Annotated in this window: 12 protein-coding genes; 7 read left to right on the top strand and 5 right to left on the bottom strand. The window is 36.9% G+C overall.

Translation table 11 applies throughout. The features are described 5' to 3' along the window. The first annotated feature begins 399 nt into the window (after nt 1-399). From dnaA to QM524_RS11895, 4 genes are all read left to right on the top strand, one after another. Nucleotides 400-1,830, top strand: a complete 1,431-nt coding sequence (gene dnaA / locus QM524_RS11910; protein WP_095162460.1) for a chromosomal replication initiator protein DnaA — start codon at nt 400-402, stop codon at nt 1,828-1,830. A gap of 161 nt (nt 1,831-1,991) precedes the next feature. Next, nucleotides 1,992-2,315, top strand: a complete 324-nt coding sequence (locus QM524_RS11905) for a hypothetical protein (RefSeq protein ID WP_095162462.1) — start codon at nt 1,992-1,994, stop codon at nt 2,313-2,315. A gap of 214 nt (nt 2,316-2,529) precedes the next feature. Then, complete coding sequence (gene pheS / locus QM524_RS11900) at nt 2,530-3,567, top strand: phenylalanine--tRNA ligase subunit alpha (protein WP_283344768.1); 1,038 nt, start codon at nt 2,530-2,532, stop codon at nt 3,565-3,567. Nucleotides 3,568-3,835: 268 nt separating this feature from the next. Beyond that, the gene (locus QM524_RS11895) at nt 3,836-6,805 is read left to right on the top strand and encodes a glycosyltransferase family 117 protein (RefSeq protein ID WP_283344767.1); all 2,970 of its coding nucleotides are present in this window, start codon (nt 3,836-3,838) and stop codon (nt 6,803-6,805) included. Nucleotides 6,806-7,170: 365 nt separating this feature from the next. Here QM524_RS11895 and dnaJ read toward each other — a convergent pair whose 3' ends face one another. From dnaJ to QM524_RS11880, 3 genes are all read right to left on the bottom strand, one after another. Then, nucleotides 7,171-8,328 (bottom strand): molecular chaperone DnaJ, encoded by a 1,158-nt coding sequence (gene dnaJ, locus QM524_RS11890; RefSeq protein ID WP_283344868.1) that lies wholly within the window; start codon nt 8,326-8,328, stop codon nt 7,171-7,173. 45 nt (nt 8,329-8,373) lie between these two features. After that, entirely contained in the window at nt 8,374-8,922 is a 549-nt protein-coding gene (locus QM524_RS11885; RefSeq protein ID WP_166577111.1) for a nucleotide exchange factor GrpE, read from the bottom strand. 145 nt (nt 8,923-9,067) lie between these two features. Next, nucleotides 9,068-13,036 carry a sialate O-acetylesterase gene (locus QM524_RS11880; RefSeq protein ID WP_283344766.1) on the bottom strand — a complete coding sequence of 1,323 codons (3,969 nt, stop codon included), beginning with the start codon at nt 13,034-13,036 and terminating at the stop codon, nt 9,068-9,070. Between the two features lie 245 nt (nt 13,037-13,281). Here QM524_RS11880 and queG point away from each other — a divergent pair, with 245 nt between their 5' ends. Continuing rightward, a complete protein-coding gene (queG, locus tag QM524_RS11875) occupies nt 13,282-14,226 on the top strand; it encodes a tRNA epoxyqueuosine(34) reductase QueG (protein WP_283344765.1) in 945 nt (314 codons plus the stop codon). A 60-nt stretch (nt 14,227-14,286) separates the two neighbouring features. Here queG and QM524_RS11870 read toward each other — a convergent pair whose 3' ends face one another. After that, nucleotides 14,287-15,312, bottom strand: a complete 1,026-nt coding sequence (locus tag QM524_RS11870; RefSeq protein WP_166549137.1) for a GntR family transcriptional regulator — start codon at nt 15,310-15,312, stop codon at nt 14,287-14,289. A gap of 670 nt (nt 15,313-15,982) precedes the next feature. Here QM524_RS11870 and QM524_RS11865 point away from each other — a divergent pair. Together QM524_RS11865 and QM524_RS11860 are read left to right on the top strand one after the other, a co-directional pair. Then, nucleotides 15,983-16,837: a substrate-binding domain-containing protein gene (locus QM524_RS11865; RefSeq protein WP_283344764.1), complete on the top strand. Its 855-nt coding sequence runs from the start codon at nt 15,983-15,985 to the stop codon at nt 16,835-16,837. 117 nt (nt 16,838-16,954) lie between these two features. After that, a complete protein-coding gene (locus QM524_RS11860; RefSeq protein ID WP_283344763.1) occupies nt 16,955-21,031 on the top strand; it encodes a hybrid sensor histidine kinase/response regulator transcription factor in 4,077 nt (1,358 codons plus the stop codon). A 240-nt stretch (nt 21,032-21,271) separates the two neighbouring features. On the opposite strand, the gene QM524_RS11855 is transcribed toward QM524_RS11860, so the two are convergent. Beyond that, the gene (locus tag QM524_RS11855; protein ID WP_283344762.1) at nt 21,272-22,264 is read right to left on the bottom strand and encodes a zinc dependent phospholipase C family protein; all 993 of its coding nucleotides are present in this window, start codon (nt 22,262-22,264) and stop codon (nt 21,272-21,274) included. Nucleotides 22,265-22,310 lie beyond the last annotated feature (46 nt).

Raw genomic sequence — 22,310 nt, 5'->3', positions numbered from 1 at the left:
TGAATGACTTTATTTTTGGAAGAAATAAACAGACTGTACAAGCGATAACTTATTAAACGGTTGATTAATATCCTGAAAGATAATGTGTTGTATTTTGAGTTTTTTTATAATTTAGGCTTTACTTTGTTTGATAAATACGGTAAAATCTTTCAAATAAGCAAAACCTCTGCTCAAATAAGATAGTCAAGGAATGGAATTAAGAGAATCGTTTTGAGATTGTTCGAAAAATGATTTATCTCATCCCAATAGCGTTTTCTGATGATAAAATTTACTATTTTTGTGGCTTGATTTGGCACAAGACAAGTCATTGCTTTTTACAAAAAAGTTAAATGCTTAACTTCCAGAGGTTTGTGTATAGAACATCTGATTTCGCCATTATTTTAAAAATTTACCCCAACCATGCAAACCGAAACAAGGCAAGTGTGGGCTAAGTGCCTCGAAATTATTCGTCAAGAAGTCAACGAACAGAGCTTCAAGACGTGGTTCGAACCCATAGTTCCTCTTCGAATTCAACATAACACATTGACCATACAAGTCCCGAGCCAGTTTTTTTATGAATGGCTTGAGGAAAATTATGTACATGCCTTACGCAAAGCTATTGATTATACTTTGGGTCGTCAGGGTATGCTCGAATATTCTATTATCGTTGACAAAGGTGATCGTAAAAATCCTCCTATCGCCTTAAATGTACCAAATCAGAAAAGTACCACACCACCACCCGTACAAAGACGTCCAGAGCCAACAATTTATGAAAGTCCTTTTCAATTAAAGGATTTAGATTCTTTGGAGTTGGATTCTTACTTGAATCCACATTATGCCTTTGATAATTTTGTTGAAGGAGACTGTAACCGTTTGGGACGCTCAGCAGGTTTGGCTGTGGCACAACGCCCTGGTGTTACGTCATTTAACCCTTTGATGATTTATGGTGGAGTAGGTTTGGGAAAAACACATTTGATTCAAGCAATTGGAAATTATATCAAAAGCACACAATCAAACAAATTTGTATTGTATGTGTCATCTGAAAAATTTGTCAATCAATTCATCAATGCGATTCGTAATAATACCTTGCAGGCATTTACGAATTTTTACATGCAAATTGATGTATTGATATTGGATGACGTTCAGTTTTTGGCAGGAAAAGAAAAAACGCAAGAGTCGTTTTTCCACATATTTAACCACTTGCATCAATCAGGTAAGCAAATTATTATGTCTTCTGACCGCCCTCCACGTGATTTGGCGGGTATGCAAGACCGTTTGCTTTCACGTTTTAAGTGGGGGTTGACAGCAGATTTACAACAGCCTGATTTTGAGACCCGTATTGCTATTATTCAAAAGAAATTGCAAGCGGATGGCATTTATATCAAAGACGAGGTTATTGAATATTTGGCTCATAGTGTAGACACCAACGTGCGTGAATTGGAAGGAGTAATCGTTTCGTTGATGGCACATGCGTCGTTGAATCGTCGTGAAATAGATATGGATTTGGCTCGTACTACTTTGAAGAACATCGTAGTCGATAATGAAAAAGAAATTACGGTAGATAATATTTTTGATGCGATTACTGCTCATTTTGATGTTACTATGACAGATTTGAAAGGTAAAAGTCGTAAGAAAGAAATTGTATTCCCTCGTCAGGTAGCTATGTATTTGATGAAGGAGTTTACCAATTTACCTTTAAAATCTATTGGTTATCATTTTGGTGGTCGTGATCACAGTACAGTTATTCATGCCGTACAAAATATTAGCGTTTTAATCGATTCAGATAAAGATGTAGAAGGTAGAATTCAGAAATTATACAAGCATTTCAATCGCGTGAGAGTACGCGCATAAGATTGAAATTTAAAGTAATTATAAAAAGCTCATTACCAAGGTAGGTAATGAGCTTTTTGTTTTAATATGATTTGGTTTTATGGGCGATTGATGATTAATTTGTTATGCAGTTAACAATATGCTTTTGAATTACTCAATAGACTCAACCTTATTAAACTTATATGATGAATACTCTCCCTTCTAAAAAATATTTTACTAAAACATTTCTATTGGTTTTTAGTATTGCCATGCTCAGTAATGGTACCAAAATTTATGCCTCAGAAGAAGCTCCTCCAGTTTTGACGGTAGAGAAATTTATGGATAACCCTAAAAAGAAGCTCAGGATCAAGTTGGTATTCAATGAGGAAGAGAAAGATTCAACTGGAAAGAAAAAAAGTGTATTTGCAAAAGTAAAAGGACTTGTAGATGCAATCATTAATTTTTCTGATAATCCTCCAGTGAGATTAAAAGTTGGATATGAAACTGACAAAACGAAAAAGCAGTAGAAGATTGACCGAAAATAAGTTTAATTCATGTTAAGAATGTTCACATATCAACTACTTCTGCCTACATTTTCGAAAAACCTCCAATTAAAATCTCGTTGCTTTGGCTTAAATTATTAATTTTGCAGACCCATTGTATAGGCTTGAATCAATTAGCGTTGCTGATTCAAGGTTTTGGGATATGAACAAAGCCTTTTACTTAAGATATTTAGAATAAATGCAAGAGAAAATTCAAGAAATACATCAGCAGGTTGATGCTTTCGTGATTGAAAACAAAGATCAGTTAGAGGCATTCCGTATAGCATACGTAGGGCGTAAGAGTGTTATTGGTGAGCTTTTCGATGGACTAAAAAATGTAGCAGCCGAACAGCGTAGAGAAATTGGTCAGCAATTGAATGGCCTTAAAGACTTTGCTCAAAACAAATTTAACGAGATGCAAGCCTTGCTTGAAGCTTCTTCTGAGAATGCAGTAAGTATTGAGTTTGACTTGACATTACCTGTAGTTCCTCAAGAGAACGGGACCTTACATCCATTGAGCATAGTGCGTGCAAGAATTATCGAAATCTTTGAGAAAATGGGCTTCAATGTTTCTGACGGTCCAGAAATCGAAACAGATTTTTATAACTTTACGGCTTTGAATTTTGCAGAAAATCACCCTGCTCGTGAAATGCAAGATACTTTCTTTATTGAGAAAAAAGGTGGAAATGTAGCTGACGACGTATTGTTGCGTACGCACACTTCAAACGTACAGATTCGTTTGATGCAACAAAAGCAACCTCCTTTACGCTCAATTATGCCAGGCCGTGTATATCGTAATGAAGCTATTTCGGCACGTGCTCACTGCTTGTTTCATCAGGTAGAAGGTTTGTATATTGATAAAAATGTTGGTTTTAAAGACTTAAAAGATACACTTTATCACTTTGCCAAAGAAATGTTTGGTAAGGATACCAAAGTACGTTACCGCCCTTCATATTTCCCATTTACAGAGCCTTCAGCTGAAATCGATATTTCTTGCTTGATTTGTAAAGGAGTTGGTTGTAACGTTTGTAAATACACTGGATGGGTAGAAATTGCTGGTTCGGGTATGGTAGATCCTAATGTATTAGAAAACTGTGGTATCGATTCGAAAGAATATACAGGTTTTGCTTTTGGGATGGGTATCGAACGTATCACCATGCTAAAATATGGTATTAAAGACTTAAGATTATTTACCGAGAACGACGTGCGATTCCTGCGCCAGTTTGAAGGTGTCTAAATGTCTTCAGAAAGACCTCACAGACAACTCTCTGTGAGGTCTTTTGTTGTTTAGACGGTTGAAATAATTGCGTAATGAGCAAGGACAGATAATCATTTCATTTGGAAAAGCTGACATTAAACAGTCATTTTAACACATTTTAACTAAAGTAAAAGTAAATACACCGGCCTATTTTGCTATTTTTGACTTTGAAAGGCGAAATATTCCGTTTGCGCAATACTGTCGGATACAGTATTCATAGACTCTAAAACAGATAAAGTATCTCCTAATGAACAACTTTAAAAAGATTAACGACTTAGTTGGTTGGGCCGTTTTTGTTATTTCATTAATCGTATTCGCTGCAACTGTAGAAAGAACAGCTTCTTTCTGGGATTGCGGTGAATTCATTGCTTGTGCTTACAAGCTTCAAGTTCCACACCCTCCTGGGGCACCATTGTTCCTCTTGTTGGGTCGATTATTTTCCCTCTTCGCGGCTGGTGATGTATTGCAGGTGGCCTATTGGGTAAACATGTTATCGGTAGTTTCGAGTGCCCTAACTATTTTGTTTATGCACTGGACTATTGTCTTGATTGGTAGAAAAGTTCTTAATAAGAAATTTGATGAACTTACTTTCAATGAAGCACTTATTTTATTGAGCTCAGGTGTTGTTGGTTCATTAGCTTATGCTTTTTCAGATACTTTCTGGTTCTCAGCAGTAGAGGCAGAAGTATATGCTATGTCTTCATTCTTCACTGCCTTGGTTGTATGGGCAGCTTTTAAATGGGAAATCATTGAAGATGAAGTTACGGCTAACCGTTGGTTGATTTTGATTGCCTACATCGTTGGTTTATCAATCGGAGTTCACTTATTGAACTTGGTTACAGTACCAGCTTTGGCATTGTTGTATTATTTTAAAAAGTATCCAAAACCTACATATCTAGGAGGATTTGCCTCAATTTTCGCAGGTTTGGTTATTCTAGGAGTGATTAACTCAGGAATTATCCCGGGACTTCCATCTATTGCCTTCAGTTTTGAATTAGGAATGGTAAATGGCATGGGAATGCCTTATGGTTCTGGGGTAGTAGTGTTCTTGATTTTGTTTGTTGGACTTATGGTGGGTGGAATTCTCTATTCTCAGAAGAAAAACAAGGTTAATTTGAATATTGGTATGTTGGCATTGTCATTCGTACTAATTGGTTATTTGTCGTATACTTTGGCCTTGGTTCGTTCAAATTACAACACACCAATCAACGAAAATGACCCAAGTAATATCCTCAACTTCTTGAAATATTTGCGTCGTGAGCAATATGGCGATCGTTCTTTATTGTTCGGGCCTATCTATACAGCAGAAGTTGAAAGTGTAGAGCAAGGAGCACCTGTTTACAAAATGCAGGATGGTAAATATGTGGTATATGATCACAAGCAAAAAGTATCTTACTCAAAAGATGGTCAGATGCTTTTCCCACGTATTTATTCTAGCGCACCTCAACACGTAGAATTATATCGAGAAATGCTGGGTATTCCAGAAGGACAGAAACCAACCTTTGGGGATAACTTAAAATTCATGTTCTCGCATCAAATGGGACATATGTATATGCGTTATTTGTTGTGGAACTTTGTAGGTCGTGAAAGCGATATTCAAGATGCTGGCGTGATTGATTATACTCGAAAAGGAGCTTTACCAGAGCTTTTAGCTACGAATAAAGCAAGAAATAACTATTTCTATCTTCCTTTAATTTTAGGATTATTAGGTTTCTATCTTTTATATCGTAAAAATGAAAAAGATTTCTTAGTAACTATTCTGATGTTCTTACTGACAGGTTTGGCATTGGTTGTATTCCTAAACTCGCCACCAACTGAGCCACGTGAGCGTGACTATATTTATGTAGGTTCGTTCTATTTCTTTGCTATCTGGATTGGTTTGGGTGTGATGCAATTGGCAGAGTGGTTGACAAAGTTCTTGAAAAATGGTGCTTCGAGTGGTATTGCTGCTACAGCGCTTTCTGCGATTGTTCCTGTGATATTGATTCAGCAAAACTGGGATGACCACGATAGAAATCACCGTTATCACCAAGTAGATTTTGCGAGAAACATGTTGAACTCTTGTGCTCCGAATGCTATCCTATTTACAGGAGGAGATAACGATACATTCCCATTGTGGTATGTGCAAGAAGTAGAAGGCTTCCGTACAGACGTACGTGTTTGTAACTTATCGTTGTTGGGTACAGATTGGTATATCGATCAAATGAAACGCAAAACGTATGAGTCTCAGGCTTTGCCGATTTCATTGTCAAAAGATCGTTTCTTGGAAGGTGTTAATGACCAAATCTTGTTTTACGAAAACCCTAACGTAAAAACAGGAATCAATTTACAAGAGTACATGAAATTGGTGAAGGATGATAATCAAGCAATTAAAGTACCTTTGCAAGATGGTTCAATGATCAATACGATGCCTTCTGAAACAGTATTTCTGCCAGTGAATGTAGACCAAGTGAAAAAATCTGGTATTGTTCCAAAAGATATGGACCAGTTCTTAACTGATCAGATTAGCTGGAATGTAGGTAAAGGTGGGATTATGAAGCCAGAATTGATTCAATTAGACATTATTGCTCAAAACGCAGCTGAAGGTTGGAAACGTCCAATTTACTTCGCTACAACATTGGCAAGCAGTAGCTATTTGAATATGAAAGAATTTATGCAGTTGGAAGGTTATGCTTATCGTTTGATGCCATTTAAAGTTCCTGGTGCGAAAGATGGCTTTGTCAACACAGACATCATGTATAACAACATGACTACTAAAATGGCTTGGCGTGATTTGGATAATCCTAAAACGTATTATCATTCAGATTTCTATTTGGAAGTACCAGTAGTGACGGCACGTTTGAGCTTCTTGAGATTGGTAGACCAATTGGTACGTGAAGGTAAATTGCAAAAGGCAAAACAAGCGTTGGATTACGAAATGAAGGTAATGCCTGATAAAACGATTCCTTACGATCAGTTGAGTGCAAATTATGTAGCTTTATACTTGGCAGTAGGAGACAAGAAAACCGCTCTTCAGATTGCTGATACAATGATGAATCGTAATAATAAAGCGTTAGATTACTATTTGACAGAACGTCGTGGTAGCGATGCTAGAGAAATTCAAACAGCATTGTACGAAATGCAGATTATCGTCAATGGCTTGAAAGAAGCTAAAATGCCTGAAGCAGCTAAATATGAACAAATGTTTAATAGTCAGTTGCAAAAAGCTAGCTTATAGTTCAATCATAATATGAATCATTATTGAGCGAATTAGCGATTATGTTAAAATTTGTATTCTTGCAGTAGAGACGCAATGATTGTGTCTTACACAGAATAAAAATATCACATAGTAGTATTAAAAAAGGGTACGGGAAATATTTTCCGCACCCTTTTTTAATGAAATTAATAACATTATTCTTGTCTCAGGATTTAAGATAATGCATAGTTTATGAAAGTCTTGACAAAGAAAAAGGGTTCGATAACAAAACTGTTATCGAACCCTTTTTTGTAATTAAGTAATAGAAAAGATATAATTAGAATTATATCTGCGTTATGCATTTATTCTAATAACTGATATACTAGTCTCTAATAACTCCCTTTTACTTAATTAAAAAAGTCTTTCATTTTTTCGAAGAAAGATTTTTCACCTTTACTTGGCTTTGGTGCAAAGTTTGGTGAATTTTTTAATTTTTCAAGAATATCTGTTTCTTCTTTACTCAATGTTTTTGGGGTCCAAATATTCACATGAATAAGCTGATCGCCTGTACCATATCCATTGATTTCTTTGATACCTTTACCTTTTAGTCGTAGGATTTTACCCCCTTGCGTACCTGCTTCAACTGAAATACGAGCTTTACCTCCGATTGTAGGAACCTCCACAGAAGTACCTAAGGCAGCATCAGCAAAGTTTAGATACAATTCGTAAATAACGTTGTTGCCATCACGGTGTAATATTTCATGTGGTTCTTCCTCGATAACAATCAACAAATCACCTGCTACACCACCACGAGGAGGCACGTTACCTTTGCCACCCATCGACAATTGCATACCTTCGGCTACACCAGCAGGAATTTTGATTGGAATAATTTCTTCTTCAAGCACACGACCTTCACCAAAACAAACCTCGCAACGAGTTTTGATCATCTTACCTTCGCCATTACAAGTAGGACAAGTAGAGGTAGTTACCATTTGTCCTAACATGGTTTGTTGAACACGGCGCACCTGACCCGAACCACCACAAGTTTGACAACCTTGTACTTCTGTACCATTTTTGGCACCATTACCAGTACAAGCCTTACAAGTTACATGGCGTTTTACCTTGATTTTCTTCTCAACACCATTAGCGACTTCTTCAAGGTTTAATTTTAATTTGATACGAAGGTCAGATCCTTTGCGCACACGGCGACCACCACCGCCTCCACCGCCAAACATATTGCCAAATGGACTACCATCACCAAAAATATCTCCAAACTGGCTGAAGATATCTTCCATGTTCATACCGCCACCATACGCACCACCGCCACCTGCAGCACCACTCATACCTGCGTGTCCAAAACGGTCGTATTGCTGACGTTTTTGTTGATTTGATAATACCTCATACGCCTCAGCAGCCTCTTTGAAGCTTTCTTCAGCCTGCTTATCGCCTGGGTTTTTATCTGGGTGATACTTAATCGCAAGCTTACGATACGCTTTTTTGATTTCGTCATCGCTGGCAGTTTTGCTTACGCCAAGTACCTCATAATAATCTCTTTTTGCCATGATTTTATAATAGATAATAATGCCAATGTGGCATTATGTCATGATATGTTAGTTAGCCACTACAACTTTTGCAAATCTAATTACCTTGTCATTGAGGTAATATCCTTTTTCGATTACATCGAATACTTTACCTTTATCTTCCTCTGTAGGAGAAGGGAATTGGGTAATAGCCTCGTGTAAATCTGGATTAAATACATCACCTTTTGCGTCCATTGGTTTTAAGCCTTTGCTGGTAAGCGCATGATTTAGCTTATTGAAAATCAAAGTAACGCCTTCTGAAATTTCGCCTTCTTGTGCATTCGCAACTGCTCTTTCGATATCGTCAACCACAGGAAGAATATCTCTGATTACTCCTTCAGATGCTGATTGAATCATATCCAATTTTTCTTTTGCAGTACGCTTACGGAAGTTATCAAAGTCAGAATATAATCTAATATATTTATCTTTCAACTCTGCCAATTCGATGGATAAATTCTCTAATTGACTAGCTTCTTTATTTTCTACTTCTGGAGTATTTTCTTCTGTTCCGACTGTCTGATTGTCAGTATCTTGTTGTAAAACTTGTTCTTCCGCCTGTAATTCCTCTTTATTTTCCATATTCAGTGAACTTTTCGCTTTATTTTTAATTTTCTGAAAAATGTTCAATTTTTTTGCCATTTCATGATTTCTGCCAACTTGGCAGATTTAGAGAATTACAAAGTTACGGCTTTTCTCCCGAATGTCAGTTTTCAGTTGAAAAGTTTTAAGGATTCTGAATGAGCTGGAATTTTATTGTGTGCCAGACATTTCCTGATTGACAATTAATAAGGTAATTGCCAGAAGGTAAATTTGATAAATCTAGCTCTTTTTCAGTGCTTTGATTTAGCTTAGCATTGTAGTTTTCACGTCCTAAATAATCTATCACACGTAGCTCGCCAGAGTAAGGTTTTTCAAACTTTACTATAAACTTCCCATTATTGGGGTTAGGATACAATAGGGTTTTGCTAAAACTTGGGTCGTCAAATCCTAAAATAATCAAGGTTGTAGCAGTGGCAAAGGCATAATTAGATTCAGAGAAACTTGAAAAAGCCTTAATTCTGTAATTATACGTGGTATTCGCTTCAAGTTTAGTGTCTGTGAAAGTTATGGTATTACCATCGGTTTTGGTCAAGACTTGAAAACTATTATTGCCTGCGTCTTTTTCAATTTGATAGGTGTTGGTACCACCGATATTATCCCATGTCAATTTAATACTAAATTCACTTGCGGCTGTTGCTTTAAGTGCCGGAGTATTAAGTAATGCCGGCGTTTTTATTTCCAGCATTGTATAGGGTGACTCGGTTACTGTATTCTTACTTTTGATTCGATATTGATACGTGGTATTAGCGGTAAGATTGATATCAGCGAATGAATTTGTTCCAGCATTGGGCTGAAGTATTACTGTGTAGTTTGATACATCGGGTGTTTTACGTTCAAGTATAAAACCAGTAACGTCAGAGTCAATAGTTCCCCAATTTAATTGATTTGCATTATAGTAAGTTGCATTTCCTGTGAAGGTTGGAGCTTTTAGAGCATTGAAAGTAAGTGCTGTTATAGAGCTGTATGGCGATTCGGACGCCGCTGAGATAACTTTAGCCTTGACAGTGTACTGCGTTTTGTCCTCCAAACCAGTGAATGACACACTCAGTGTGGTGCCCGAAACAATATTCTGTTTTAGTAAAGTATTATTACCTGGCTTATAGATTTCAATGATATAGCTCGTTGCGGTTGCAATAGCTGGCCAAGTAATATCCAGAGAAGTAGCTGTTACTTTGCTGACTGACAGCACAGGACTATTTAAGGCATCAGCAATTGGAAAGTCTTTGAAACTATATGCTGTTAGACCTTGTGAGTTTTTGAGAAATGGACCATTAAATGTTACTCTCGTATCGAATGTATTACCACTAGAAGGCATGAAATCTGGAAGATAAGTCAACGTCTTGGCAGAACTACTGGTATTACTAGTGAGTGTCAGACGGTTTTGATTGACACTTCCGCTACCAATATCAGCTGACGATTTATCTTGATAAAAGTAAAAACGCATCTCATATTTATTACCATTTTGGTCTACATCGTTCGGCCATACGAGGGTTTGTCCTTCTTCAAAAATGACTGCAACTTCTTTCTTGTTGGCATCAGTGTAAAAAGCTTTCTGAACCTGTGGGCTGGTTGAAATACTAGCCTTAGTGGTGGCATACAAATCATTGTTGATGGTATTCCAAAGAGTATTGGCTATTTGCGTATAACCTTCTAATGAATATTGACCTGAAACGCCATTAAATCCATCGTAACCTAGACTTGAAAATACCTTTGTATTGGCGTAGTTATTAGCAATAGTTCTCTGGAAATCACGCATTTTACCAGCATCTTGCACTCCATTGTAATAAATATTACTCTGGAAGGTATAAAGTGGGATAGTGCTAGGAAAATCACTCCTTAGACGTTTGTAAAGTTTATCAAACTCATTAGGAAAGGAAGTACTGGCGGCACTACGCGCCTCAACATCTCCTCCCCACCAAAAGGCAGCTTTGAGCTGGATACCAACTCCAGCTTTTTTTACCCTATATAATAATCGCCCGTAAACAGTGCTAATGTCATCGCCAGATGAATTAGTAATGTTTTGCTGTGAAAGAGGTGTCGATATTGCAGACTCATTGATAATGGTACTAGGAATACCATATTGCTCAGCTAATTTTCTTTGAAGTTCCATAGCCCAAACACCAACTTCTGAACGAACATCTCCGCTTATTTTCCATGTTGTATCAGACAAAGCATAATTGGTATTTGCTTTTGAACCAAAAGTTCGGCAATAAGGACTGTAGTAGTTGTAGGTTACAGTATTATTTTCGCTATGCCATGCTTTTGCATTATTTTGTCCCATCACTGTAAAGAAATCTCCCGATGCCAAATCGGTTCTTGTAGCCAGCAAAACAGAGTCAGAGCCTGTTATGGCATAGATACTGAAGCCATAAGTAGCTAGTTCAGCTTTGATAGTAGTTTTTAAACTAAAATCAGTTTTGCCATTGTTGTAGTTCAATGCCGCTTTGGTATAGCTATAATTGACACTACTTCTTTTGGTTAAAATAGAGACATAATCATACTTTATTGGAGCTTCTTGTAAGCTAGCCTTTACCTCTATTTCAGAAGTATTATTGCTGTTACGAGGAAACATCTGTAAGTTTTGAGGAATTTTACTAAATGAAATAACAGGGTCTGTATTGCCTGGAATCACGTTTTTGGGGTCATACTCTCCAATAGGATATTGATAAAAACTAAGCGCACGCATTCCTGACTGGTTGGTGATATATGGACCCACATATGGAAACAAAGGGTCTCCTTTATTCACAATAGGGGGTAAGTAGCCAATTGTAGTAGAGGGATTGGTATTGTATAAATCAAATAAGATAGCATTTTTGTAGATAGTCCATGATTTGAAATGCCCGTTTGTTCCATTGAGATAAAAAAAATCTATCATGTTCAAGCCATTAACATTTTCTGGCCATTTGAGTGATTGTCCTTTCTGAAAAATAACGGCAATCTGATTTCTTTGAGGTGTGGTATAATAGGCCTTTTGTATATTTGGCGCAGAGAAGTTTCCGTCGTCCATGGCACCTAAAATATCTCGTTTATACAGTCGAAATAATTCGTTTGCATTTTGTTGATAACCAAGTGTAGAATAATGAAGTCCATCAAAGCCTGTGGTACCAATAGATGGCACCACATCAACAAGAGCATTTTCAATACCAACCTGTCGCTGTTCTTCTCTTACCGAGGGAGCATATCCTATGGCATTCTCGATAATATCAATTTGAAAGAGATAGGCTTTTTTGATTGATGGTAAATCTTGTGCTAGATTGGATAGCGTGATATTGAAGTATTTTTTGAAATCACTACCCTCTCCGTAGGCTTCGCTTTCTCCCTGTCTATAGATAAATGCTTTTACTGCATTTTGCAATCCTGCTTTTTGTATTCTGTATAATAATCTGCCATAGGTATTAGTTAAATCTGCTGGGTTGGACGCTGTTCGGTTGGCGTGTTGCTGTGCGTTGCTCCAATGTGTGCCACCGTTAATAAGGCAGGTTGGAATGCCATAATTGTCCAAAATAAGTTTTTGTAGTTCAAATCCCATGGTTCCGACATTGTAATCATAACCATTTTGGTTAGACAATGTCCAAAGTGTGTCTGCGGGGTTATAATTGGCAGTATTAAAGGTATCAGTGATTTTTCCGAAGGTTCTACAAAATGGATTTGTTCGAGTTTCTGTAAAAAAGCAAGTTGAGTTAGACTGACCCGTAATCACAATCACTTCCCCTGAAACTACGTTGCCAACACTTGTTACCAAAGAAGAGTCACCAGATGATAATACTTGATAGATGCTGAAATCATAATTGGCTTGCTCTGATTTTATGATAAGGTTGCTGAAACTAAAACTTCCTTTTCCAGAGATATAACTCACATTAGCTTTTTGGTAATTATATTTTTGAGCATTTCGGTTAATAAGTACTGAGTAGTAACTCACATTGGCTCTGGTAGTACTCCCACTGATAGGGACGGTACTTTGACCACTTACATTTCGTGGATATAGTTGATAATCTCGTGGTAGTGCTGAGAAATTTGTACCGCCAATAACTTGTCCTATAGAATTTAGTGAACATAAGAATAATATCGATAGGAGTAATAAACTTCGCTTCATACAATTGATGATTTTATATGCTTGATAAATAATTTGATATGGGTACTAATAAAGACATCTTTTATTGGAGAAAAGATGTTTCTAAAGCTAAAAAAAATGGAAATTGGCAGCAAGAGATGTGAAATAACTAACCTATGGCATTAGAGATAACTGAAACTCTATCAAAATTACAGATTATCACCTGATTTTTCAAGTTTCACAATTCCAAACTACCTTTGTAATAGAACAAACGGGCTTTTGATATTATGAACCAACTTCGACAACATCATACTCAACTCATCAAAGAACAAGCAAAATTGCTTGGATTTGATTTTTGTGGGGTATCAAAAGCTACTTTTTTGGAAGAAGAAGCACCTCGATTAGAAAAGTGGCTAAACAATAATTATCATGGTGCGATGACTTACATGGAAAATCACTTTGATAAACGTCTTGACCCTCGTTTGTTGGTCGATGATGCTAAGTCGGTGGTGTCGTTACTTTATAATTATTACCCAGAGGAAAAACTTTCTGAAAACGAGGAGGACTATAAAATCTCCAAGTATGCCTACGGAATGGATTATCATTTTGTGATAAAAGACAAACTCAAACAGTTGCTTGATTTTATTCAAGAAAACATTGGTGAAGTAGGAGGGCGTGCTTTTGTTGATTCTGCCCCTGTCATGGATAAAGCATGGGCCAAAAAGTCAGGCTTAGGCTGGGTTGGGAAAAATGCTAATTTGATCAATAAAGGTCACGGTAGCTTTTTCTTTATTGCAGAACTCATTATCGATTTGGAGCTAGAACCTGACGGTCCTGTCAAAGATTTTTGCGGTACTTGCAAACGTTGTGTAGAAGCTTGTCCGACCGAGGCGATCGTAGAACCTTATGTGGTTAATGGTTCAAAATGCATTAGCTATTTTACCATTGAACTCAAAGACGCAATTCCTATCGAAATGAAAGGTAAATTTGATAATTGGATGTTTGGCTGTGATGTTTGCCAAGATGTTTGTCCTTGGAATCGTTTTTCAAAACCACATAAAGAACCCCTTTTTAATCTACACCCCGACTTGAAAGATTTTACCAATAAAGATTGGGAAGAAATAACCACAGAGGTTTTTAATCAAGTTTTTAAAAAATCTCCAGTCAAACGAACCAAATTAGAGGGACTGAAAAGGAATATTGATTTTATTGGTTGGAATGACAAAAAATAAGGCACAAAAAAAAGCAACAATCCAAGGGAAAGTTGCTTTATTATTTTCTAATATACCTTATTATAATGAATTTCTTAAAATGATTTGCATTGGCATTTGTGTGCTAGTTTTTTTGCCCTCAACCACAACAGATGCTGCTATTTTGCCAACTTCCTCTAATGGACTTGAAATTACCGTGATACCACCCGCAAGGATTTCTTTGTAACATGAATCATTGAGTGAAATCAAGCCAACTTCTTTTCCTAAAGTAAATCCTTGCGTTGTGCTCGACTTGATAGCATATACCAAATCGGTATCATCCATCGTCAAATAGGCATTTCCTTCTTCTACTTCTTCGCCTTCTAAGCCATCCAACACTTGGAAATCGAAGCCATTATTTTCGCAGAAGTTACGGAAACCTGTAATCAACTCAGCATCGAAGTATTCTTCTTCTGTTAGTACCAAGTTGAGTGTTTTATATTTCTTAAATACCTCTAACTGGCTTTGCATAACATTACAAATCTCCTCGCCTGAATTATTTACGATTGAAGAGTTAGTACCGTTAAGATTTTGGAGAGATTTGTCCAACAAAATCAAGCGTTCGCCCGAAATTTTCTTGAGGCATTTGATGTTTTCTTCGTTTTCCTCGATTAAGTGAGGCATAATCACATAGTAGTGATAATTACCTAGGTGGTTGTTGATAATCTCACGGAAATTATCACTCTTGTAGTTATAAGTAAAAATATCTACAATCACTTCTTTACCTGCTGCATTTACAAAAGCATTGAAGATGGCTTTGTTGCTTTCGGTAATTTTACCAACCAAGAAAAAAACTTTAGTTTTCTTTTGTGCAGATTTTCCAGAAATAAAATAACCTTTTCTAAAGATAGACGTAATCACACCCAAACGATGTAACTCGGCATAAGCACGTTCTACGGTGTCTCTTGAAAGATAGCATTCCTCGCTGGCTTCGTTGATAGAAGGGAGACGCTCTCCAACTTTCAGGACTCCCGACTCAATATCGGTCAAAAGCGAGTTTACCAATTGTTGGTATTTCGGAGTTTTCGAGTCGTGCTTAATTTGGGCAAATTCTACAAAAGTCTTCATTACGTTAATTTTTGGAATTACTATAGTTTTTATAAGGTATTGGGTACTCGACGAAAAAGGGATCTCAAAAAACTGGTTTACCTTATAACGATACTTACTAAAGTTATGATAGGTTTCAAATGCCTTTGAGTTGTATTGAGGTAAGACTAAAAGGGCTTTTTTAATTTTTTACTGAATTGGATAAGTACCGAAAAATTATGATAAAATCCAGTTTTTTGATGATTCAAAGATAGACCAATATTGCTCGATTCTGTTAGGACACATTTGGCAAATACTAGTACATATCTTGCAAAAAGTTCTTTTTTTGAATCTGGTAGGACATATATTGCAGATTGTGTAAAAAATGTCAGAAGAAAATACGGTTTGCTACAAGTAAAGTGTAGAAATGTTGAAGTTGTATTTTTCTGGGAATATTCCTGAAAACAAAAAAGTCCTAGACCAGAGGTAAAGGACTTTAATTAACAAAAACTTTAAAACTTCATTGAATTGTTGAAGTAAGTTTTTGAACCAAAACTTTCTGTCAAAGGTAGACTTTCGATGATCCAAGCCCTGTCCTGAAATGCCCTGCTGTAGGTGGCTGTCATGCTTCAAATTTTATTTACGGCATAGTGCAGGACATTACCTATATTACCTACTGAGTATTTTTGAGTAAGTAGAAAAAAATAGAGATTTGAAAATAGAAAGTATTCCATCGTACCCACATATACACGTGACAAAACCTCAAACTATTCTCGACAATCAGACTGGTGTCGCCTCCATGAAGGTGCTGCTAGTTTTTAACAAACTGAGTGATTTTAAAGATAAAATCTACCAAAGTTTTCTCGAAAAATTGGGAGAAAAAGCTCATGTCGATGTATATGTTCATCAGGTTACACCACTGTCAACTCAGCACTTTGATCAAGTGATTCGTGAAAGAATTACCGAATATGATCATGTGGCGGTGTTGTTGCATTCGTCCTATCTTCATGAAGATGTTCTGAAAACACTTAATAGTATTCCTAAGGAAAAACTACTAATTTTGGATAAACGAAACGAGTTTATCCGAGGTGAATATGCTTGTGTGTACCACGACTTTGAGGAGGGAATTCAGCGAATATTTTCGGAGATAAAAGATTCATTAAGTAAATATCAAACCATTAATTTGGTTGTGAACGAATCCAATACAATTGCCAAGTCACTGGAAGAAGGAATTCAGAAGTTTGCAAAACAATATTCTTTTGACTTTCATGTAATAAATGAAATAAAAGAAGAGGTTGTTAAACCAAATCAAGTATTTTTGATCCTTTCAGAACAAGGTCTTGCCGATATTTTGAAACTTTGTACCAAACGCCAGTTATCATTAGGTGAAAATATTGGTGTCATTTCATACAATGAAACACCTCTAAAAGAAGTTTTATTTGGAGGAATATCTGTGGTAACCATCAATTACGAAGAACTTGGTCGACAGGCAGCTAATTTAATTTTACAACGTAAAAAAGAACATATCAAAACACCTATTCGCTTTATTCAACGAAATTCACTTTAATACATTCGTATCTTATCGAGCGAACGATAGCAATGAACTAAGAGATTTAGTCAAAAGGCAAAAAAGCTTCGAAAATTGCGCTTTTACCCTTAAATTGCATCAAGGAGGTTTAAATTAATGAAAGTCAGAAGTTTACTGATTATATTGATAATACTACAATACGTACACACAACCACAGGGCAACTGAGGTTTAACCGTATTGGTACTCAGCATGGTCTTTCTCAAAGCACTGCTTTCAATATTTTTCAAGATAGTAAAGGCTTTCTTTGGTTTGCCACTTCTGATGGTCTCAATAAGTACGATGGCTACAGCTTCACCGTGTATCGTCACGATTTTGACGACCCTAATTCTATTTCTAGTAGTAATATTTCTTGTATCACCGAAGACCCCGACGGTAATTTATGGATTGGGACAATCAATGGTGGTGTCAATAAGCTAGATGTAGCTTCAGGAAAATTTATTCGCTTCAAGCAAGCCAAATATCAATCTAATATTAGTGATCGAAGTATTTCGGGCATTGTCGCTACCAAAGACCGCAAAATTTGGGCAGCTACCTATGGCTATGGTTTGCTGTGTTTCAATCTCGAAGATAATACCATTGCTTGGCGTCTAACAGAATCTCGTCAGCTCAATGCCAATGATATCACACGCTTTTACAAAGACAAAAGAGGCAACCTTTGGCTTGGAGGGCACTATGGCGTAATGACCATGCTCGATGCTCAGCGAAAAGCGCATACTTTTAGGCTGGAAAACGAGTTACCACCTCAAAAAAATCAAATCAATTGTTTATTTGAAGACCTCAATGGCGATTTGTTGGTCGGAACTCGTGGCAATGGTCTTTATAAATTTGACATTCGTACCAAACAATTCACGCGGCTACTGTACAATCCTTATGTAACGGACAAAGAAAACATCATTACCTCTATGGTACGTGATAAGGAAGGTACATTATGGATTGGAACAGACAACGGTGCCATTTTGGTCAAAAGTTCTGACTTTGCCAATATCTCTCGTGTACAGGCAAATCTTGATTCAGATACTGGATTAAGCTCGTTTTCCATCATGTCATTATGTGTCGATAGAGACAATAATATATGGATTGGGACTTGGGAAGGTGGCGTCAATGTACATTATAGTCGCCATTCAAAATTTGCTTTATATCGTCATAAATCTAACTCACCACAAAGTTTATTAAGTAATCGTGTGACCTCTATCAGTTGCGAAACCAACGACCGTATTTGGGTTGGTAGTAATAGTGGTTTGACCTTACTCGACCGTGCCAATAATCAATTTACACATTATATCAACGACCAAGAATCTGCTAAAATTCAGAATAACAATGATATTGTCTTTCTTCAGCATGACCGAGATGGCGATATGTTTGTGGGCGTTTGGGGCGTTGGTTTGAGATTATTGAAGAAAGGAAGTGGGGGTTTTGAAAACTTTACCTACTCAAGAGGTAAGTATGGAATGAATATGACCGCTATTGCCTTGTCAAGGTACCCCAACAAAGTGTGGTTGGGTACACAAGGCTCAGGCGTATTACTTTTTGACAAACAAGCGAAAACGTTTACACCGATTCCCGAATTGAATAAAGTTGGTCGACTATTAGGAGTAAATGTCAATTCCTTGATGGAAGATTTTCTAGGGAATTTGTGGGTTGGTTCAAACAACAACGGCATTTTCGCCTATAATCCTCGCACTCGTCGGGTGACTCATTACCAGCAGACTGACGCCGAAGGAAGTTTGAGAGGAAGTGCTGTACTTCGTATTTTTCAAGATTCTAGAAAAAGAATTTGGGTAGGGACAAATGGCGGAGGACTAAACTTGTTTTATCCAAATACCAGAACGTTTAAAAGTCTAACAGTCAAAGATGGTTTGCCAAACAATGCGGTAAAGGGTATTATGGAAGATGGTCATCAAAACTTATGGCTTGCGACCAACGAAGGTTTGGCTGTTTTTGATACCAAAAAATGGAAGTTCAAAAATTTTGCTGAGTCAGACGGTTTACAAGGAAAAGAATTTTTGATTAATGCCTATGCCAAAAACCAAAAAGGCGATATGTTTTTTGGCGGGACAGGCGGTCTCAACGTTTTCAATCCTGATAGCTTGAAAGGAAGCAATGAGGTGCCTCATATTTATTTGACAGGGGTAAAATTGTTTAATAAGCCTGTTTCTATCGGAGAAGATTCGCCTCTGGAACAAGATATTTCAGTAACAAAAGAAATTGTTTTTAAATCAAGTCAGAATGTTTTTGCCATTGATTATGTAGCCTTGGATTTTCAACAACTCAAGAATAATCAATATGCCTATATCATGGAAGGCTTTGATCAAGATTGGAACTACGTTGGTAAGCAGCGAACTGCCAGTTACACCAACCTCAACCCTGGCACTTATACCTTCAAAGTAAAAGCTACCAATAATGATGGTGTTTGGAATGAAAAACCAGCCGAAATACAGGTAGTGGTATTGCCGCCTTGGTATCGTACTTGGTGGGCATTTTTCTTGTATGCCATGATGTTGGTTGCAGGCTTGGTATTTCTTCGTAGAATGATTGAAATGCGTGAGCGTTTCAAATCTGATTTGAGATTGAAGGAAAAAGAGAAAGAGCAAATTAGAGAATTAGACAAACTCAAAACCAATTTCTTTACTAATATTTCGCATGAGTTCCGCACACCTCTAACGTTGATTATTTCACCGTTGGAACGATTCTTTGCTGAAAATCCTGATTTACCCGAAAAACAGAAATCTCAGTTTAAATTGATTCATCGCAATGCCAAACAGTTGCTCAAATTGATCAATCAACTGTTGGATTTGTCAAAATTGGAGGCAGGTAAATTCACTCCAGAAATATCTCAGAGTGATATTGTAGAGTTTTTAGAAAAGCTTACTTCTTCTTTCAAAAACTTAGCAGAACAAAAGCAGATTGATTTATCATTTGTGACAGAGCCAAAACAGTTGATGGCTTTTTACGATGCAGATATTTTAGAGAAAGTGGTAACTAATTTGTTATCAAATGCCTTTAAATACACCCCCGAAAAAGGAAAGATAGAGGTAAGCCTTGAGCCAATTTATCAGTTAGAAGGGCAGTTAGATAAGGTGCAAATTTTGGTAAAAGATACAGGTTCGGGTATTGCTCCACAGCATATATCAAATATTTTTAACCGTTTTTATCAAATTCAGGAGTCTACTCAACCACAAATTGTTGGGACTGGAGTAGGATTAGCACTTTGTAAAGAGTTGATTTTATTGCATAGAGGCGACATTTCTGTAGCGAGTATTCCGCAGGAGGGCAGTACCTTCAAAGTCATATTACCTGTGTCGGCAAATTCTTTTGAAAGAAGTTGGATAAAAGAAACAACGAAGGAAATAGGTATTGAAACACCTACTATTTTGAAAAAGGCAGTTTCGAAAAATGATAAGGTGAACGTCAATGCTGAAAAACCAATTGTCTTAATTGCTGAAGATAACGAAGAGCTTCGTGAGTACATTAAAGAAGTTTTGAGTGAGAATTTTGAAGTTTTAGAAGCCGACAATGGTAAATTAGCTTGGGAAAAAGCCCTCAACTTTATTCCAGATTTGATTATTTCGGACTGGATGATGCCAGAGTTGACAGGTGTTGAGTTTTGTGGTTTGGTAAAAGAAAATGTCAAAACTAGCCATATTCCAGTGATTATTCTTACTTCGAAAAGCAATAACGAAAGTAAGATTGTAGGTTGGGAAGTTGGTGCCGATGACTATATTACAAAGCCATTTAATGCAAATTTATTGGAAGTTCGTGTCAAAAATCTTTTGGAAATTCGTCGTAAGCTCCGTGAGCGTTTTACACAAGAAGTCGAAATTCAACCTAAAGAAATTACGCTTAATACTGCTGATGAGCATTTTCTTGAACGAGCCATTCGCACGGTTGAAGAGAATATCGACAATCCAGCTTTTGATATTCAGCAATTAGAATCTGAATTGAAGATGAGTAATATGCAGTTGTATCGAAAACTCAAAAGCTTGACCAATCTTTCAGGAAATGAGTTTATCAGAAATATTCGTTTGAAGCGTGCAGTGCAATTGCTCGAAACAGAAAGTTATACCGTGTCCGAAATTGCCTATAAAGTAGGCTTCAACGATCCATCATATTTTACCAGAATATTCAAAAAGGAGTATGGCAAATCACCTTCCGAAATGAGAGATAAGGTTTAGTAATTGAGTGAATCAATCTCTGTAGAGACGCAATGATTGCGTCTCATAACTAGAATTATTCTTCAAGTTTTTATCTATCAAAAAAAGGCGGTCGAAATTAGTTTTTCGACCGCCTTTTTTTGATACTATATTTCAGAATGACATATCTTTAGACGCAATCATTGCTTCTCTACTGATGAAACATAGATTTAAAGAATAATCACTCATTCATTCAATCACAAATCACTCAATAGCAATAACCTAGTTCTCAGGAGTTGCTTTGCGAGATTGAAGTAAGCCATTCTTTAAAAGCTCATTTTTCTTCCAAGCTTTACTTTCAGTCTTGATTTTTTGTTTGGTAGCGTCCATGTTTTTGGTAATATCACTCAAATCAGGACAACCTGCATCCACCCAACAAGTGTACCAAAAGTCAGCCACACATTGCGACGATTCTAACAAACGCTCATTTACTGAGTTGCCAAGACGTTTGGCATAGGCTTTGGCAAATTCAGGCGTGTAGTTTTTGCGCATTTGACCAAATCTTTCTGAACGTTTAAATTTTTGAGCTTCAGTAAATCCTTCAGAAGCCTTAATTTCTTCTTCAAAAACAGCCTTAAGCATTTCGCTTGATTTTTGGGCAACTTTCCAAATCTCAGCTTCAGGGTTTTTCAAATAATGAGCTTTGTGCTTTTGATACAAATTATATGAATCCAAATGGAGTTCTGGAACAGTACTTTCCCACAAAGAGTGCAAGCCCTTTTGGTTAGTCAACTGACCATCATAATTGTAACTAGTGTGCAAAGGCACGTGCGCATCCGAAATATAATGACCCATATCGGCCGCATAATACAAAATACTATCTTTTTGTTTGTTCTTAAATGCGTTGGTGAGCTTATCTTTGAGCCACAAAACCTCCCAAGGTACGGTACCGTATTTGCGAAGAGTATCTTCCGAGTATTTTTTTACGGCATCTTCCCATTTGTGAGGAATATTGTCAAGACCTTCTTTGCCAAAAACCGGCGCATCGCCATCGATGAAGTGTTTGGTTTCCTCTTTTGGGTCATCTTTGCGACGAACATCAGGGCGAACAGAATTGTAAACGAGATAATCCATTTCGCTTCCAAAGAATAATTGCAATGGTTTTGGAAGTGAGTAAATTGAAATTTGGTGAATTGTGCGGTGGACTAAGAATCCCCACGAGCCAAGTGCCAAAAGCAATACAATGGCTGAAGAAGTGATGAATAGTTTTTTCATTAAAATTTTAAATAACAACAAAAGTGTTGTAGGTAGTGTGATAAAA

It is taken from the genome of Flectobacillus roseus (assembly GCF_030056595.1).
GTDB classification, from domain to species: Bacteria; Bacteroidota; Bacteroidia; order Cytophagales; family Spirosomataceae; genus Flectobacillus; species Flectobacillus roseus.
This window is presented reverse-complemented; position numbering and strand designations above follow the sequence as displayed.